Below are 18,630 nucleotides of genomic sequence, written 5' to 3' on the forward strand. Positions count from 1 at the left end.
AAATAATTTTCCAGTATAAATGCTTACAATCGAGACACAGACAGTGGATCGCGAGGCGATTATCCCTGTCTTTTGGCGTCGGACTCTCAAACATCCTGTGGTAATGTTACGATCCCGACAGAGAAAGAATGTGGTAGATAAGGAAGCAGTGCTACATGGTAGAGATAGACAAGTCAATATCCTTCGATGGACGGGATATTAGACTGAAGATTGGTTTACTAGCGCCTCAAGCAGGCGGTGCAGTTTTGATTCAGTCGGGTGACACGGCGGTTTTAGTGACAGCGACTCGATCGCAGGGGAGAGAAGGAATTGATTTCCTGCCCCTGTTGGTGGATTACGAAGAGAGACTCTACGCTGGCGGTAAAATTCCCGGTGGATTTTTGCGAAGGGAAGGGCGTCCCCCCGAAAAAGTGACTTTGACTGGCCGTTTGATCGATCGACCGCTGCGCCCGCTATTTCCAAGCTGGCTGCGAGATGACATCCAAGTTGTAGCCACAACGGTTTCGATGGACGAACAAGTGCCACCGGACGTTTTGGCAGTGACGGGGGCTTCGGTGGCGATACTGCTGGCGAAAATGCCGTTTTACGGGCCGATGGCGGCAGTGCGAGTCGGTTTGGTAGGGGACGATTTCATCATCAACCCAACTTACAGCGAAATCAAAGAAGGCGAGTTGGATCTCGTGGTAGCTGGTTCTCCTGACGGAGTAATCATGGTAGAAGCCGGCGCCAACCAGTTGCCCGAACAGGATATCATCGAGGCGATCGACTTCGGCTATGAAGCAGCCTGTGACTTGATTCAAGCGCAGCGCGAAATTATGGCGGAATTGGGGATCGATTTGGTGGTAGAGGAACGGCCATCCCTAGACTCGGCCCTGGAAAACTTTATTCGCGATCGCGCCCAAGCCCCAATCCGCACCATTTTGTCTAAATTTGAACCAGACAAAAATCAGCGCAATGCAGCATTGGACGAAGTTAAGGCAAATGAAGTCGAAGCTGCGATCGCCGAACTCCCGGAAGAGGACCCGGTAAAAATAGCGGCCACCGCCAACAGCAAGGCGATCGGCAACGTTTTCAAAGACGTTACCAAAAAAATCATGCGCCAGCAAATCCTCGAAGATGGCATCCGTGTAGACGGTCGCAAGCTAGACGAGGTGCGGCAAGTTTCTTGTCGCGTAGGAGTGCTGCCCTCGCGAGTACACGGCAGTGGGTTGTTTAATCGCGGGTTGACTCAAGTCTTGTCCGCAGCTACCCTGGGAACCCCAGGCGACGCCCAAGACTTAGGAGACGACTTGCACCCGCAGCAAGACAAACGCTACCTGCATCACTACAACTTCCCGCCGTTTTCGGTAGGAGAAACCAAGCCGATGCGATCGCCCGGACGCCGAGAAATCGGTCACGGAGCCCTCGCAGAACGCGCTTTGCTGCCGGTTTTGCCATCCAAAGAAGATTTCCCCTACGTGATTCGCGTAGTTTCAGAAGTCCTTTCTTCCGACGGTTCGACCTCAATGGGTTCAGTTTGCGCCTCAACGCTAGCATTAATGGATGCAGGCGTTCCCCTTTCCCAACCGGTCAGCGGCGCGGCAATGGGCTTAATTAAAGAAGGCGATGAAGTCCGAATTTTGACTGACATTCAGGCAATTGAAGACTTTTTAGGCGACATGGACTTCAAAGTAGCTGGTACCGACACCGGTATTACCGCTTTGCAGATGGACATGAAAATCAAAGGTTTGCCCTTAGATGTGATTGCCAATGCCATCCGTCAAGCCAAACCGGCCAGACTGCAAATTTTAGAAAGAATGCTGGCAACCATCGACACTCCCCGCAAGGAAATGTCGCCGTTTGCACCGCGTTTGCTAACCCTGAAAATCGATCCAGAATTTATCGGTTTGGTAATTGGGCCTGGTGGCAAAACGATCAAAGCCATCACCGAAGAAACCGGTGTCAAAATAGACATCGAAGACGACGGAACCGTGACAATTGCTGGCAACGACAGCGAAAAAGCTCAGCGGGCTTACAACATTGTCCAAGGCATGACGCGCAAGTTGAATGCAGGAGACGTGTATGTCGGCCGCGTAACTCGAATTATTCCGATCGGCGCTTTCGTGGAAATTTTGCCCGGAAAAGAAGGCATGATTCACATTTCCCAGTTAGCGGACTACCGCGTTGGCAAAGTGGAAGACGAGTTAGCTGTAAACGATGAAGTGATTGTCAAAGTGCGAGAAATTGACAATAAAGGTCGAATTAATTTGACCCGCTTGAATATTCATCCCGACGAAGCGGTAGCCGCCCGCGAAGCGTTGAATAAATAGTTTACAGTTGGTAATTGGTAATTACTTGTAGAGTAATTGCTAATTGCTAATTGCTAACTCGTAATTAGTAATTGCTAATTGCTAATTGAGATTAAATCTGATAGTTTCAGATTGATTTGGGAGTAGGTGCGCGACAGCGACAGATCGACAAAAGTGCGATCGGCTGTAGAAGTTAATACAGTCGCGCACTTTACCCTCGGCGGTTGCTATAAATAAACTTTCAAATTATTCATCTCTCTCCCCTCTTCCTCTGCGCCCTCAGCGCCCTCTGCGGTTAAATCACTCAGAAACATAAAAAAAAACCAAATATTCAGAAACCAGGCTTATTGAAAAAGCCTGGTTTCTCCAAGAAGATGAAATCAAATCACAGCAATACAGTCAATCTCTACTAACACATCTTTCGGCAAACGCGAAACCTCCACACAAGCGCGCGCCGGTGCTGTTTCGGCATCAAAATATTTCGCATAAACCGCATTCACAGCGGCAAAATCATTCATATCTTTGAGGAAAACCGTAGTTTTTACGACATCCAACCAAGTAGCGCCGGCTTCTGTGAGAATGGCTTCGAGATTTGCCATGACTTGTTCGGTTTGTTTTGCCACATCGTCGGTGTAGACAATATCGTTTAGTCTAATGTCGATCGCAATTTGACCAGCTACAAACAGCATAGTGCCCGTAGCGGCAATGGCTTGATTGTAAGGGCCCACGGGTGCGGGTGCTTTGTCAGTACGAATAATTTTGCGTGTCATATAGGTCACTTTTTGGGATTCTTGTTGAGAGCTTTGCCGTTTGTAGTCGATTTCTGGTTCTGAGATTTCTGGTTCTGAGGTTTCAGGCTCATAGATTTCTCCATCTGGCATTATCGCACCAGTGAAGTCTGCTTTTTTAATATTCCAACCATAGGTTTGAGCATCAGTCAAGTCTGCTTTCTTAAGGTTGGCTCCCTCCAAACTTGCTAGCATCAAAGTTGCTTGTTTAAGACTAGATTTTTCTAGATTTGCCCCTGCCAGACAGGCTTTTTTCAAATTTGTCCCTGTGAGGTCTGCTGCACTAATATCCGCCTCAGTCAGATTCACGCCTGATAAGTTAAGTGCAGAGAGATTGACACCTCGAAGTTGGGCTTGCTGGAGATTGGCATCTTCGAGACTAGCATTACCTAAGTTCACTTGACTCAATTGTGCTCCTGTCAAATTTGCCCTCGTGAAATTTGAGCCGCTCAGATTTGCTCTCTTTAAATTTACTTCCTTCAAGGAGGCTGTAGTTAACCATACAGAGATTAATTGGGCATCACTCAGGTTTGCATTGTCCAGCTTAGTATTTCTCAAATTGGCACTGGTGAGGTCTGCCCTACTCAAGTCAGCACTGGTGAGGTCTGCAAAACAGAAGTTGGCACTATTACCTATCACCCCGATTAAGTTTGTTCCTACCAGGGATGCTCTACTGAAGTTTGCTCCATAGAGGCTTGCTTTGTTCAGAGTTGCCTCATTCAACTCAGCTCCCGTCAAATTTGCACCGCGTAGGTCTATTCCACTCAAGTCTGCACCTTTGAGATCTATCCCGCTTAACTGTGCTTTTGTAAAGTTCCGTTCGCCTTTAGCGTATTTTTCTAAAAGTTCTTCAGCATCCATAAATAACCCCTCGCCCTTCCGCTACACCCCAATTTCCCAGCCTACCACCAAAACCGAAAGCGCGAGCTAAATCTGCGTCAATCCGCGTCAATCCATTTTCATCTGCGGTTAAGAAATTACCTTTTTTAACCGCAGATATAGCAACCGCCTTGGCGGTTAGGGTGTAAACTGGAAGTAGTCTCTGATGCTGCCCCGATCGCACGACCCATGCCAAAACCCTACAGTTACGACCTACGTCAGAAAGTCATTCAAGCTATCAAACTAGATGGCTTAAAGATTAGTGAAGCGAGTATACTGTTTAATATCAGTTGCAACACAATCGGCTTATGGTTGAAGCGACAAACCGAAACAGGAGACTTTTTAGCATTACCGAATAAGCCAAAAGGTAACGGTCATAAAATTAGTGATTGGGAGAAATTTCGTGAGGCAAGCCAAGACTCATGGGGATAAAACTCAAGTTGAAATGGCCTCACTTTGGGATGGAGAAATTAGCTCACGCACAATCTCGCGGGCTTTGAGAAAAATTGGTTTTACTCGAAAAAAAAGACCTACGGCTACCGTCCGCGGGATGAAGTCAAGCGGCAGGCTTTTGTAACCGAATTGTCCACCATTCCCTCGGCTCAGATTGTCTATGTTGATGAATCTGGCATGGATAATAGAGACCAGTATGATTATGGTTGGAACGAACAGGGGCAACGGTTTCATGCACTGAAATCTGGGCGACGTGAGGGTAGGGTAAATATGATTGCTGCTCTATGTAACCAAAAATTGCTCGCCCCTTTTACCGTCGTTGGAGCGTGTAATAGAACAGTTTTTGAAATTTGGCTAGAAAATTGTTTACTGCCAACACTTGTGACAGGACAGGTGGTGGTGATGGACAATGCCACGTTTCATAAAGGTGGTCGAATTGAGGAATTGATTCAAAGTGTAGGGTGTAGATTGTTGTATTTACCGCCGTACTCCCCTGATTTGAACAGAATTGAACAATGCTGGTCTTGGCTCAAAAGTCGCATCCGCAAACAATTAGAGCGGTTTGACTGTTTACGTGATGCGATCGAAGATGTCCTACGCCTTGCATCCTAACCGTCTTGGCGGTTGCTATACAAGCAGATAAACACAGATTCACGCAGATGAATTAGAGATTATCTGCGTGAATCCGCCTTTATCAATTCTTATCTGCGGTCGGAGAAATTGCCTTTTTTAACCGCAGATAAACGCACATTTACACATTAGACAGCAACCGGAGCACCAACAACCTCACCTTTCAACATCCGAGAAGCAGCATCAAGCAATTGCTCCTCCAAATAAGGCTTAGTGAAATAGCCTTTGGCGCCCAAACTGTAAGCCATTTGGCGGTGTCTGTCAGCACCGCGAGAAGTCAACATCGCGATCGGCAATTCACACAAAACGGCATCCTTCTGCATCCGAGAAAGTAGTTCCAAACCGTCCATTCTCGGCATTTCAATATCGCAGAAAACGATATCGCAAGGCAGACCAGATTTCATCTTTTCCCAAGCTTCCTTACCGTCGCGAGCTTCTTCCACACGATAGCCAGACTTCTCGAAAGTAATCGACAATAGCGATCGCACCGTAATCGAGTCATCCACAATCAGCACAGTCGGCTCAGTCTTCTCGATTTCCGCCTCCTTAGTAGCCTTCTCGCTCTCATCCCAAAGCGTACCGCCAGTGTCCTTACGCAGCCTTCCGGTAGCCAAATCGATCAGTTCCAGAACGTCCGCAATCGCCACGATCCGACCGTCCCCGAGCACCGTGGCCCCAGCAATCCCGATCGGCTTCGGCACCGGCCCCTCCAACGGCTTGATCACAATTTCCTGTTCCGTCGAAACCTGATCCACCTGCACCGCCAAGAAATTGCCGGCCGACCGCAGCACGATCACCGAAATCATGTCATCGTCAGTATTAAACCCGTAAACACTGCCCCGGCCCAAATGGCGGTTGTAAGCCAGCAAATCCCGCAGCGGCCGGAACGGCAAGCTTTGACCCCGCCACTCAATGCAAGGCAAACCGTCGGCCCCGGTCGTCACCTGATCGCGAGGCACATCGATCATATCCTCGACCCCATCCATCGGGAAAGCAATGCGAGCTCGATCGCTAATGCAAGTCAGAGCCTTAGAAATGCTCAACACCAGAGGTAAACGGATGGTAAACACAGTCCCCTTGCCGATCGTTGAATCGATCGACACAGTACCGCGAATCTCCTGCAAGGAAGTCTGCACCACATTCATACCGACTCCCCGGCCGGCATACTCTGTAGCCTGTTCCTGAGTGCTGAAACCCGGCATAAACAGCAAATCGTAAACTTCCGAGCGAGACATCCTCTGAGCCTGAGCCGCCGTCAGCATACCCTGCTTAATCGCCTTCGCCTTCACCCGTTGCGGGTCAATTCCCGCCCCGTCGTCAGAAACCGAAACAACGGTTTGGTTCCCTTGGTGGAAGGCGCGAATGGTAATTCTGCCGACTGCTGGCTTCCCAGCCGCCAGACGCACTTCGGGCGGTTCGATCCCGTGAGTAATCGCATTGTTCACCAAATGAGTCATCGGGTCATATAGCTGATCCACAATCATCTTGTCGATCTGAATATCCTTACCCTCAACCTGCAACTGAGCCTGCTTCCCGCACTTAATCGCAATTTCCCGCACCGCCCGGAACAGCCTGTCCGTCGTCTCCGCAAACGGCTTCATCCGGGCGCGAGTCAAACCTTCTTGCAGTTGAGTAGTAACTTGCCGCAGTTGGCGAGTCACCTGATCGGCCTCATCCACCAAAAACTCAATGTCCGCCGCCGACTCCCGCACCCGCACGATCAGCTCGATAATCTCCTGAGCCAAACTGTGGAAAGGAGTAAACCTGTCCATTTCCTCCGGTCTCCAGGCACTTTCCCGAGTGTGGGCCGAATCCTCAGAGCGCCAGGCCGATCGGTGTCCCTGGCGGTTTGCCAGCAAAGCAATCTCCAAAAGACTCCGCTCGTAGAAATCCTGAGTCCGCTGGCTCACATCGCTCAGCAGCGCTACCTGGTGCAGCAAATTGTCCAAAAACTGCCGCATCCGTTCTTGGTCTTGCTCCAAACTGTTGCGGTTCACCACCAGTTCCCCCATCAAATTGCTGAGGTTATCCAGTTGCTTGATCGGCACCCGCATCGTTTGGTCGCCGAACCCGCCCGCGCGCATATTGCGCCTGGGTCTGTTGATCGCCGACGGCCCCATATTGCCTTCCCCTTGGCGGCCGCTCTCCTTGGGATCTTCCAGCAGTTTTTCCAAATCGCCAAATTCGTCGTCGCTCTCCTCGGCTGCAGCGCGCGAAGCTTTACTGGCAGTTGTCGCCGGTGCAGGAATTTCCGGCATAGTTGCGCTCTCGCTGAGGAGCTCTTCGAGATCCGAGAAAACTTCTGTATTTACCGGACTCTGATTTGTACTCCCAGAAGCTGCTATGACAGCTCCAGCACCCCCTGCAATCAACAGTGCTTCTAAATCGTCAAAATTGCCTTCGTCATCCTCAGCGCCTGATTCGTCCTCGCCAAAAAAGTCTGCCAGCGACCCCTCTTCCAACTCCGAGGAATCGGCCTGGGCCGACTCGTCCTCAGCGTCCCAAAAGCCCGTCGTCAGTTCCGAAGTCACCAGAACCTCAGCATCGATGGAATCCAACAAATCGTCAAAACCCTCCAACTCTTCGTTGTTGAGAGTAGCCCCGGTTTCCATCGCCGAGAGCAAGTCAGCATCGCCCTCAAACATACCATCAAGAGATTCTGTCGGCAGCGCCTCTAAATCCGCACTCGAAAAATCTGTTTCTAGGGCATCAAACAAATCATCTTCGCCCTCAGACTCCCCGGCGCCATCTGTTTCGGCTCGATCGAACAAATCCGCACTCACCTCGTCGGACAAACCATCGGGAAGTTGGGCAGACAATTCCTCAACATCAAGAGCCGCGCCCTCATCTGGCGCCGATCCAGCATCGCCGTCCTGCACCATGCCTTCCCCAAACATATCCTCCAACAAATCGAAAACTGCGCCCTCATCAGATTCGACATTTGAAATTTCCGACTCAGGACGATCGTCGGACAAAGCCCCAAGTTTAACCGCTGCCGAATTTGCCAAGCCTTTGTCGGAAACAGTCGCACCATTGTTCTGGAACAAACTCCCCAAGTCGCCCTCATCAACTCCGACACCGGCACCGAGCAATTGTGAATCCCCATCATTCAGCCAAGCCCCACGGCCTTGGCCCGAAGCTTCTCCGTCATACTCAGTACCCGTAGGTACAGAACCGAACAGCTCAGCCAAATCGGCCGCTTCTCGGGATGTAGTCGCTCCTTGCCCATCCCGCACAGTCTGTTCATCCTCAGAAATCGAACCCGAGGTCATATCCCCAAACAGCGCATCTAAATCCGTATCGTCCAGCTCCAGGTTGAGCGATTGCACAGACTCGTCTTCCAGGCCGAAAGCATCTTCTAGCCAGTTTTCATCCGCAGAGATATCTAAATCAGAATTTGATGTCATGTTAAGAACGTTGCCCATTTCCTCATTTTGTGGGATGCCAGCAGCTCGATCTCGATCGCCCCCGTTCTCCATACCTTCGTCTTCTGAAGAAAGGAAATTAGAAGTAATCCCTAACAGCTCGCTCAAATCCGAGTCCTCGCCAACCTCAGAGAACAACTCGAAATCATCCATTTCAGGGAGACCAAGCGCTTCGGCATCCGCTGAATCATTATTGCCCCCTGCTGCAGGCTCCTTCGATTCTCCGTCTAAAGCCTCCGACTTCAGGGAATACTCCGAAGAAACTGCAGGCACATCCGTTGCCTCAGATAAGCCTAAATCGCCGAACAAGTTATCGAAATCAGTATTGTCTGTAACACCAGCAGAAGTTTGGGCGGCCACTTCGTCCAAAAGCGTACCGAGAGCATCTTCGTCCGCTTGTCCCCTGGCTGGGGCTACCGTCTCCTCTCGCCGCTCCAAACCGCCCTTACCGTTACCCGTTTTAAGCTGTTTGCGAGTTAACCGCTGGCTCGAACCCCCATTTTTCTGACCCGCAGCTACTGCCGACCCCTCTGCCTCCTCTCCAAACAGCAAATCCTCCCCAAACAAACTCGTCAGGTCATCAATCGGAGGCTTTGTGTTCGTTTCGGAACTTTCCGAATCGTATTCGTCAAACAACAAATCAGTAAAATCGCCGGAATTGTCATCGTCTGACCCCAGCATTCCCGCCGCCGATATCCCAGAAGACTGTGCATAGTCGAGGTCTTCTTCTTCTTCCCAAGTGCCGTCGAGATCAGGCGACTCGCCGTCAAACAAGTCAGCTAAAGTGTTGAGTTCTGCCGCGCCCACTTCCGGGCCCGTGCGGGTCGAGCCTCTAAAAGCACCCGTCTCCATATCCGATTCTGCGAAGGCGGAATCGTCGAACTGGGCGGATCGAAGGCCGCTGTCATCGTTGCTGTCGCCGCTGTCGAGTTGGTCGAACAGCTCGTCTATACTCAGCCCAGAAATAGTCGGCAGCAACTTGTTCAATCCATCCGGGGCATCGCCCGAGCCCACCAGATCCCAGGCCTCATCCTCAACAGAAACCCCATTTGTCCCCGATTTACTCGGTTGAGCGAAGGCCAGCAAATCTTCAAAATCCGTTTCTGGAACCAGAACAGCCGGCTGCAGCGCCAGAAGTTTTGCGCTTGGTGCGATCGACGATTCTAGACCAGAAATTACAAGTTCTTGCGCTTGTTTGATGTCTTTGATCACCGTTGGGGCTAAGGTGCGGTAGGTATTTTCTGGGTTGGCGATCGCCTTGGATACAGCTTGGATCAATTCTATCCAGCAAGGCAGTCCAAATTCTTCCCCCGCCCTGAGCAAATTCCGACAAATGTTCTTGAGTTGCCGCCTGCTTTCTGGCCCCTCGGGCTGTTTGAACTCTTGCAGGAGTTCCCGCATCCTCGCCGGCACGTCTGAGTCAAATACTAGCTGCAGCGCGCTGTCTTCTGTTGCTCTGGCATCAGGTGCATAAACTGACCGCGAATCCGGAATACTCCTTGATGAGGCTAACGCCCCGACTGCCATCCCCGCCATAACTGGTTCGGGTACTGACATCGCGTAGGTCTCGTCTGCATGGTGTTCTCCGTGTCCGACGAGTCCCCCCAAGTGCCCGTTGAGCTCTTCAAATACTGGTTCTAATTCTCGAACCATCTGTTCTCCCAATTCTTCTGTCAGTCCAAAAGGCCCCGACAGTTGCTCTAACAGCCCTTGCAATGTGTCAAAAATTCGCAGAAAAAGGGACTCTAGCTGTTGGTCTACTTTAACGCTGCACTCTTTTAAAACTTTAAAACTATCTTCTAGTCGGTGAGCTGTTTGTTGAATGCTGGTCAGCCCCAGCATTGCTGCTCCTCCTTTGACAGAGTGAGCGGCCCTAAATACTTCGTTGACCAGTTCTGGGTCTTCGATCGTGGTTTGCAGATTCAGCAAGCCTTGTTCGATCGTATTGAGGTGGTCTTTTGCCTCCTCAATAAAGTAGCCCATTATCCTCTGTTGTTGCTCCGGCAGCATAGTTTTATTCCTGATTTTAAGCGTTATTGTATTGGGTCTATGTTAGTAGTTCTAGAGAAGCTCTCTGTATATCTCGCCCCTTGCCAAGAGAATAATCTGACTGCGAGATATCGCAAATGTCCTGGCTATTTTTGTTTTCGATATCCCCTCACTTAAAAGATAGCGAATCTCCCGCACTTGTTCGGGTTGGAGTTTGCGGTTAGGGCATATCTAGCCGGGAACGCAAGGAAAGCGGTTTTTTTCGCTCGGCATCGCGGGAGTTATCGGCGGGGGTTCCTTTCCACAAATGGTCGGGATTGATACAATCGCGATCGTAGCAACTGTGACACGCAAAATAATCGGCTTTGACAGGCCTTCCCAGTTTGTGTTCCCGTACAAGTCTGTGACCGTAGAAACTTTTTGTTTTGCCCTTAATTTTAGTACCTTTAATGGCGTAACCCTCACTTCTTTTAGCCCAGGTACAAATCATGCAGCGGTTCGGCTGTATTTGGGTTCGAGTACCGGGAATTATTTCTTGCCCTCGCAGTTGTTTTTGAGGTTTCGGCGCCGATGTACTGCGGACATCTTTAATACGTTCTTTTTTAAACCGATATTGAGAATTTTCCCGCCGAGAAACTTCCCACAAAGGGTTAGGATTAATGCAGGTGCGGACATCGCAAGTATGGCAAACAAAGTATTCGGGTCTGAGTGGCCGCTCTAATGAATCTTCTAATAGTAAACGATGGACAGTAAACCTTTTCCCTTCACCGTTAATGCGAAGTCTTTTTTTGGCATAGCCCCTGCTATTTTTTGCTAGGCTAGAGATATTACAGCTCCTCGGCTGAATCTCGCCAAATATGCCGTAAATTACCTCTACTATGTTATCCTCCATCTGTGCAACTCCTACTTTATTTAGGTGTTGAATTAGCAGCCTCGCAGCGGTTTCAAGACTGCGAGGTTGCTTTTTGTCTGCCATTCTTGCCCGACCAACGTGCTGGTAAATCAGCCAGCAAAACAAGCATTAGACACTTAATTATTGTCTTTCTGCGGTTTCTACTCGGAATCTTTCCACCGATGTCAAAAGGTCACGAGCAACGCCTACCAAGTTTTGCAAAGCACCGGAAACTCGCTGCGCTTCTTGTGACGTTTCCTGAGCTGTCAACTCGACAGCCTGCATGACAGAAGCTACCGCGCGAGCTGTTTCGTTTTGCTCTACAGTGTCGGCAGTAATCGATCGCACTAGCACGTCAATTCGGTTAGTGACTTGAATGATATCTTCAAGCGATCTCTTCGCCTGTTCTGCCAATCTTGTCCCCTCAATAACCTGCTGCGTCCCTTCTTCCATCGCCGTCATTACCGCGCCGGTTTCGCTTTGAATTTGCATCACGATCTGTTCGATTTCTTTCAAAGACTTAGCCGATCGGTCTGCCAATTGTCGCACTTCGTCTGCCACGATCGCGAAACCCCTGCCCGCTTCCCCAGCTCTCGCCGCCTCAATACTGGCGTTGAGGGCCAACAAATTCGTCCGGGAGGCGATCGTCGCAATTAAAGCCACAATCTTAGAAATTTCTTGAGAAGCTTCCGCCAAACGCTTGACTTTTCTCGTGGTTTCTGCTACTGTTTCTCGAATTTCCAAAATCCCGGCCACCGTCCGCTCCACAGCTTCGCCTCCTTTCAGAGCCGTTGCCGCCGCGCCCCGTGCCACTTCTTCCGCCTCTCTAGCGCTCTCTGCGACCCGCTGAATCGCGTCGGTGAGGACTTGCACGGAATTCAGCGTTGCCGCCAGTTCCTCAGCTTGCCGCAGCGCGTCGGAAGACAAATCGCCCGCAAACTTAGCACTATCCGTCGCGCCTTTGCTGACCTCCCGAGCCGCCTGCTTCACCTGATGGACAATTTCGCGCAGATTTTGAATTGTCAAGTTAAACGAGTCAGCAACAGCACCCAAAACGTCTGCGGTCACTTCCGCAGTCACCGTCAAGTCACCCCGGGCCGCTCCTTCCACGTCGTCTAGCAAGCGAATCACTTGGCGCTGCAAGTCTTCTTTTGCCTGTTCCTGCTCGTCAGACTTGCGCCTGGTATCGCTAATCGTGGTTTGGATAACCTTAGCCATGTGGTTGAATTTAGCAGCCATTTTACCAAATTCATCTTCCGAGTAAACCGTAGCGCGAGCATCCAAAGTTCCTTGAGATACGGCATCGAACTGAGCTTGCAAATTATCCGACGACTTGCGTACCTGCTTGGCGATCAACTGGCCGATGCCCCAAGAAGTTAAAAAGCTCGTAAAGCCTGCGGCTGCGGTCATTACCCAGCCTGTTTGGCGCAGGTAAACGATCGCCTCGGGTTTGTCTTGCCGCAGAGCTTGATAGGAGGCAATGTTGGTGACGAAAGCCACAGCTACCAGAGAAACCAGTCCCGCCCCAATTGCCGTGTACAACTGTTTTGTAAACAAAGGGGCATTTTCCAAGAAAGCCAGTCCCCCCTGTTCTACCGTAACCGAAGTATCGACCGCTTCTGTTTCTGTGGAAGCAAAACTCGGCACAGACGCATCAGCCGGGCCGTTTATGCTAAATATCTCGTCATCCCGAATTGCTGAGCCATCGCTGTTGTCAAAGTCCAGGCTGCTGCCAGTCGTTCCCATCATGCCGCTGGTCGAGTTGCCGAAATTGGTGTTACCTCTAGTCAAGATCGAACTGCTGGCATCTTCTGAGATATCAAAGTCCGGCAAATTGCCCAAATCGTCAAATTCGTCAAATTCGTCTAAAAAGTCGCTGTGTTCTTGAACGTTCCCAGCTTTTGACGACCAGCCGCTGTTGTTCTTGTCGGACGCTCCAAAAGCTGTCGCTTGTTCGTTTTCGTCGAAAGAGAAAGAATCGCTAAAAGCATCATCATCAAAAGCATCTAACTCGAAGTTGTCTCTAGAGCCAAATGCCGGGGGTTCCGAGTCGCTGTAACCGTTGCTGTTGGCGGAAGATCGATCGACTGAATTAAATTGTCCCCGGCTCGACCTTTGACTTTGAGAGTTAGGGACAGCACCTCCCATCAACAGCGTTTCGTCTTCCGCCAGCGAATAGTTTGATGAGTAGTCCGACCCGTTATTCGGCTGCTTGTTTTGAGGTCGAGAAGACCCGAAACCCGACGATGGCATCGCCTCGGCAAAGGGGTCTTCCTCTTCGGCCAGAGGTGCGTTATGACCGTAATTTTGGCCGCTCTGGGGCGGGGATTGGTAGTCGTAGTCGGAGTTATCGTCGAATTCGTCTGGCAAATCGAGCCCAGCAAAAGGTTCGCCAAAATTGTCCGAGGGCCCGATGGGGGAGTCTAGTTGGTTTGAGTCGAAGGAATTCCCGGTTTCTGAAGAGGCAAAACTTTGACCGTTGAGCATCTGAGTCGGAGCTTCTGAAAACGAATCTCCTGAGTAAGGTGCGCTTTTCCCAGACACTTTGCTGCTAGACACGTCAGCAGCATCAAACCCTCCATCATCTAAGGCAAAAGGGTCTCCAAAGTCCGAGTCTGCAAACTCGTCTATGTCTAGCGAGTCGGAGGTCTCAGCATAAGCTGCCATTCCGCCGCTGTCGCCAGCAAACGGGTTAGAATGTGAGGTTAAATCTGAGACAGGGCCGGCGCGATCGTCGTCTTCTGCTTCCCACCCCAGGCCACTCATGCCCAAGTCAGCCAAGTCCTCGTTTTCCATGTCGTCTGAGGATTGACTTCTATAGGAAAGGGATGGGGAATTTCCTTGGAAAAGTCCTAAATCCGGGTCTTCTAACCCTTCATCAAGAGATAAGTCTGGGTAGAATTCTAATTCAGTTTCAGCAGACAAAGCCTCGAAATTTTCCGTTTGCAGCTCTCCAGATAAAAATTGGTCTGTGTAGGTAATTCCGTTGTGAGCGTGTTCCACCAAACTCGGGTCGTCACTCAGGCCTAGCACAACCGTGTACTGTTCCCGCGCCACCTCATACTGTTGCAGCCCGTAGCAGTAAATGTGGCCGCACAGCAGGCGAGCACTGGGGTCTTCGGGAAAATCTTCTACTAATTGATAAACTAGGGCTGCGGCTTCTGAATAATTGCCATCCATGTAGGCCGCTTCTGCCCGTTGGTAGTCCTGCTGAAAGTTGGTACTTGTTGCCATTTGCCGCCCTCTTTGGATTTTAGATTTTAGATTTGAGATTTTTGATTTTTATTATCTTGAATTGAATGTTTAGATGCGCGCCTCAAGTCGTGTGACTGTTGATGGTTAGACCCCAATCGAAAATCGCAAATCGCAAATCTAAAATCGATTTCACGCTGCCCACCGCGCCGAGCGCAGAATTTTCACTTGATCTAGCAGTCGGAGCACTTTCTGAGCTTGTGCACCTAACATCCATTCTCCCCTCAGAAATGGAATCATGCCGTCGGGTGCATTGTTCTGAGAGTGCAGTTGCTCTACGTCGAGCCAGTCCATCCCCACAATTCGATCGACTGCCAGCCCCAAAATCGTGTCTTGGTCTTCCACAGCCACGATCGGGATTTCGGGTCTATCTGTGTTCAGAGGTGTTTGGTCTCCCAGAAATTGGCCGAGGTCTGCCACCCAAATCACTCGTCCTCTCATATTTAGCGTACCTAAAAGCAAAGAGGAAACGTTGGGGATCGGTGTCATACGGTCTGGGGACGGGGATAGTACCTCTCTAATCCCTGTCGCTGGCAGTGCGAACTCGTTCCCCGAAGGAACGTAGAACCGCAGGTGCAGCTCACCTTCGGGAGTTTCTAGTTCTTGGAATTCCGGAGCCGGATCTACCCCTAGTCCTGGTAATATAAAGTCTGGGCTACCGCTAATCATAATTCTGACACCTGCATTTCTAGCAAATTGTTGAGATTTCCCGCCAAGAAGAACCCGATCGAAACTTCGATGGTCGAAACTTGACACAGCCAAGCTTGACACAGCCAAGGGGTGAATCGCGCGACTGCCGGAGGTGCTTGGCAATAAATTTGCTCCGTCCATAATTGACTGCAATCAATAATTCGCGCGACCTTTGCTTACAAATTAGCTCACATCGACTACGAACAATTAATTGGGAACCCCTAAAACTTCACTTTGTACTCCCACCGCCGTCTCAAGTGGTAAAACTCTGGGTAATTTCTGCGATACAATGCTAAACCGATACTCGGAGTAGCGAGGAGTTGTTGACATGGCTAGTGTCGCGACAATCCTGAACGGAGTCACTTAAGACTGAGAATGCACTCTCTGACTTTGTACAGAAATACCTAGCAATGAGTAGCTCTGTGCATCAGTTTTTCGGAGCGGCTGCAAGTGGAGAACAAGTATATTATATTTGCACTTTGAGCGTGTTAGACCCACTTGGGTCGAGAAATTGAACAGAGTTTTACCGACGCCCTCATGCCAGCGCCCGGATTTATACATTCTAGTTTATGGTGCGATCGCCAATCCTGTCCCCAAGCTTTCTCCTTGTGGTGGCCAAGACTCGATCTAACTGCAGGTACAAGAAAGCTCCAATAATGCCATCGGTGCGAAATTTATTTTTCTTCTAATTGGTCTTCTAGAGAGCGGTCTAATAATCTTTCCGAGAGATTAACCCGAGGGTAGCCCGGGCCCACATATTTTTCTACCAGCATCAATAACTCGCTTTCACCAAAAGGTTTGGTGTAAAAGTCTGTAGCTCCTGCCATGCGGGCTTTAACGCGGTCGATAAATCCGTCGATGCCCGTCAGCATAACGATCGGCGTCTGCCGGAAAGCGCTAGAACTACGCAGCATAGCGCAAATTTCGTAGCCGTCGAGTTCCGGCATGGCGATGTCACACAGAATTAAATCGGGTTTGAGTGGAAACACCAAACTCAATGCTTGGAGGGGATTGCCGATCGTAGTAGCTTCGTAACCGTGTTCATTTAAAATTGACTCAACTGTTTTGCGAATAGTATTGTCGTCGTCAATACAGACAACTCTGGGAGCCTTGGTTTCTGGGGACGACCATTCTTTTTTGTTGTTGGTGGGGGCAACAGAGGGTTCGTAAAATACTTGCACCAATCCCTGCTGCACAAAGGGGTAAATCGCCTTAGCAACAGTGAGCACGTCTCGGTTGAGGTAGCGCGCCATTTGGCGGATCGAAGTGTGCCCGTCGGCCCAGCGTCTGAGAGTATTAAAGGTATTGACAGGCAGCGCGACTCGCAGCTCGGAGGGGTCTGAAATCACCGGGCATTGGTTGGGCGACTGAATGTGAGGGTGAAACTGCTTCCACTGCTGCACCTGTTTGACAATCTTGGCCAGCAGCGAGCTAATTTCTAAGCTGGTCAGTTGAGGAGCCAAAGCTGGGCCCATTTCAAAAGTGAAGGAACCCTGGTGGAGACTCAGCAAGTCAAATAGGGTTTCGTGGATCATGCTCTGGATGATGTTGCGCCCTTGAGCTGGGGTGAGGATGTGGTTTTCTAGCAGGGCCCATAGGTAGCCGTATTCTGGGGCATTGGTAGATGCCATATAGGGAACTTGGATTTTGTCGAGGGCGGTATCTGCTTTGTAGCGGCGCAGGTAGTCGCGCAACCGAAACAAACTGCCCGCACTCTGGGTAGCGTAAATAATCTGACCGTTGAAGCAGAAGACATACCAGGATTGTCCTGCAAGGGAGCGCTGGGTAGGTTGAGTACCCGTGCTGCTGCCGGTGGAGGTGTAGGCCTCTACGAACAGTTCTCCGGTTCGCTGACCTAACTCAATCAATTGCAGGATGCTGCGGATGTCTATTTCACTCAAATTTCCCTGCATGCAGCTAAAGTGTCCTCCTTAAAACCGTTGGCGTCTGAGCTCGGAAAGACTGTGTGCGGGCGAAAAGATTGACTTTAGTTTCCGTCAATAATTTACGCGCTGATGCCGATCTCACAATTGGGAATTGACGAAAGGGCGATACTTGCTGCTGCTCCTCGGCCGCGCTACCAGTCCACAAGCTGAAACCGCGAAACTCGCGGCATTCTCTAAGTGTAGAGTTTCACCTTGTATTCCCACTGTTGCCTAAACTCGTAGAATCCACACCGCATGATTGCACGGGTTCTTCGAGTGTGTAACGCGGGCATTCCCGACTGGTTCATGTCTTCGATGGCTAAAGTTTTGAAGTTTGTGGCTGAGTATGCCGTCAGTTTATCCAACACCTCTTGGCGTAGGTCAACTTCAAAATACCGAGGATTCTCTGGTTTTACCGCTGCTACCAGCAGCAAGTGCCGATCGATGCCCGATGGGAACTTGAGGCTAGTCTGTTGGGTTGGATGAGTTGCGATCGAGGTTTTTTTTGGGTTTGCCACAGCCCTAAAATCAGGTGCAGTCAAAATGAACCTTTGTTGGCAATTGTCAGGAAAACCCTCAGTGCCGATCGACCTTTTTGCTCGCCCGCGGCGAGCGTCATAGGCTCGCGTCATTACCTTATTCTAAGGCAGCGCGGTTCAAATCCCTAGTCCGGCGGAGCAGGGCGCAGGCTTGGGGGCTGCAACGGCTTTTCTCACGATCGACCCATAACTAAAGCGTTGTAAAATCAATAGAAAGTTTTTGATAGAAACGCCAGAGGCAAGCCCTGGGCTAACGACATGGGGATTTAGACCTGGGGATCAGTCGCTAGGGACTTTTAAGTCTCGTGAAACGATTGTGTTGCTAAAACCAGAGTGGTATAATTGGCCCAGAGCGATTCGCCAGAGTAAGAATAACTTTCAACCCATTGAAATATCCTAGACGGCGAGCAACCCCGGCAACGCACTAATCTGATTAATTCGGAATAGTTAAAGGGCAAATAATTGCAGCATAGGTCACGTTTAACCTTAAAAATATGAAGAACTCAGCAATTCTGCGCTCCGGGAGAAGTAAAGTTCTTTGAGTGAATAGAGGGATATTTGAATGTCCCGTTGTCGCCTTGAAGGTGGGCAAGAATCCCCCGGCTTTAGACGTGGGGAGGTTCAAGGACTGACCTTTTTCAGGTTTGGGCTATGGCAGTCTCCGCAGTGAGAGCTAGTCTTTAATCAAGCGGCATTGGTACTGCTCTCTCATTCCTCCAGACAACTGGCGACGGCCGTACTTTCTGGAAGTTCTCCCGTGAGGATCTGCTATGCCTGAGTGCTGCTAAAGTTAGAAAAAAATGCTATCCCCCGATTGGGCAAACGATACCAAAAAGTAAGACTTAAGTGGCAAAAAGTTATGCTTACTTGCCTATACTTA

9 protein-coding genes and 1 pseudogene are annotated in these 18,630 nt (G+C 50.1%); 2 read left to right on the forward strand and 8 right to left on the reverse strand.

All coding sequences use genetic code 11. From position 1 onward, the window contains the following. Positions 1-155: 155 nt before the first annotated feature. Complete coding sequence (locus QUA62_RS12550) at positions 156-2,309, forward strand: polyribonucleotide nucleotidyltransferase (protein WP_333287309.1); 2,154 nt, start codon at positions 156-158, stop codon at positions 2,307-2,309. Positions 2,310-2,668: 359 nt separating this feature from the next. Here the strand turns inward: QUA62_RS12550 and QUA62_RS12555 are convergent, their stop codons facing one another. Then, positions 2,669-3,937, reverse strand: coding sequence for a Rid family detoxifying hydrolase (locus QUA62_RS12555; protein WP_333404357.1), 1,269 nt, complete (start codon positions 3,935-3,937; stop codon positions 2,669-2,671). Between the two features lie 207 nt (positions 3,938-4,144). Here QUA62_RS12555 and QUA62_RS12560 point away from each other — a divergent pair. Beyond that, a pseudogene (locus tag QUA62_RS12560) lies at positions 4,145-5,020 on the forward strand (IS630 family transposase). Between the two features lie 146 nt (positions 5,021-5,166). Here the strand turns inward: QUA62_RS12560 and QUA62_RS12565 are convergent. The 7 genes from QUA62_RS12565 to QUA62_RS12590 form a co-directional block, all read right to left on the reverse strand. After that, positions 5,167-10,473, reverse strand: coding sequence for a response regulator (locus QUA62_RS12565; RefSeq protein WP_445301658.1), 5,307 nt, complete (start codon positions 10,471-10,473; stop codon positions 5,167-5,169). Positions 10,474-10,524: 51 nt separating this feature from the next. Beyond that, positions 10,525-10,650 carry a helix-turn-helix domain-containing protein gene (locus tag QUA62_RS29370; protein ID WP_190661818.1) on the reverse strand — a complete coding sequence of 42 codons (126 nt, stop codon included), beginning with the start codon at positions 10,648-10,650 and terminating at the stop codon, positions 10,525-10,527. 22 nt (positions 10,651-10,672) lie between these two features. Beyond that, positions 10,673-11,428, reverse strand: a complete 756-nt coding sequence (locus tag QUA62_RS12570) for an HNH endonuclease (protein WP_333404361.1) — start codon at positions 11,426-11,428, stop codon at positions 10,673-10,675. A gap of 57 nt (positions 11,429-11,485) precedes the next feature. Further along, positions 11,486-14,578 (reverse strand): methyl-accepting chemotaxis protein, encoded by a 3,093-nt coding sequence (locus QUA62_RS12575; protein ID WP_333404363.1) that lies wholly within the window; start codon positions 14,576-14,578, stop codon positions 11,486-11,488. A gap of 150 nt (positions 14,579-14,728) precedes the next feature. Continuing rightward, the gene (locus QUA62_RS12580; protein ID WP_190661936.1) at positions 14,729-15,262 is read right to left on the reverse strand and encodes a chemotaxis protein CheW; all 534 of its coding nucleotides are present in this window, start codon (positions 15,260-15,262) and stop codon (positions 14,729-14,731) included. 698 nt (positions 15,263-15,960) lie between these two features. Further along, on the reverse strand, positions 15,961-17,199 hold the full coding sequence (locus tag QUA62_RS12585; protein WP_190661814.1) for a response regulator: 1,239 nt from the start codon (positions 17,197-17,199) through the stop codon (positions 15,961-15,963). Positions 17,200-17,405: 206 nt separating this feature from the next. Further along, positions 17,406-17,843, reverse strand: coding sequence for a hypothetical protein (locus QUA62_RS12590; protein ID WP_333404365.1), 438 nt, complete (start codon positions 17,841-17,843; stop codon positions 17,406-17,408). Between the last annotated feature and the right edge of the window lie 787 nt (positions 17,844-18,630).

It is taken from the genome of Microcoleus sp. MON1_C1, assembly GCF_036701945.1.
GTDB lineage: Bacteria > Cyanobacteriota > Cyanobacteriia > Cyanobacteriales > Microcoleaceae > Microcoleus.

Bases quoted from the DNA above. Each gene is read 5' to 3' on its own strand.
- QUA62_RS12550 (WP_333287309.1), top strand. From the start codon at position 156: ATGGTAGAGATAGACAAGTCAATATCCTTCGATGGACGGGATATTAGA.
- QUA62_RS12555 (WP_333404357.1), bottom strand. From the start codon at position 3,937: ATGGATGCTGAAGAACTTTTAGAAAAATACGCTAAAGGCGAACGGAAC.
- QUA62_RS12565 (WP_445301658.1), bottom strand. From the start codon at position 10,473: ATGCTGCCGGAGCAACAACAGAGGATAATGGGCTACTTTATTGAGGAG.
- QUA62_RS12570 (WP_333404361.1), bottom strand. From the start codon at position 11,428: ATGGCAGACAAAAAGCAACCTCGCAGTCTTGAAACCGCTGCGAGGCTG.
- QUA62_RS12575 (WP_333404363.1), bottom strand. From the start codon at position 14,578: ATGGCAACAAGTACCAACTTTCAGCAGGACTACCAACGGGCAGAAGCG.
- QUA62_RS12585 (WP_190661814.1), bottom strand. From the start codon at position 17,199: ATGCAGGGAAATTTGAGTGAAATAGACATCCGCAGCATCCTGCAATTG.
- QUA62_RS12590 (WP_333404365.1), bottom strand. From the start codon at position 17,843: ATGACGCGAGCCTATGACGCTCGCCGCGGGCGAGCAAAAAGGTCGATC.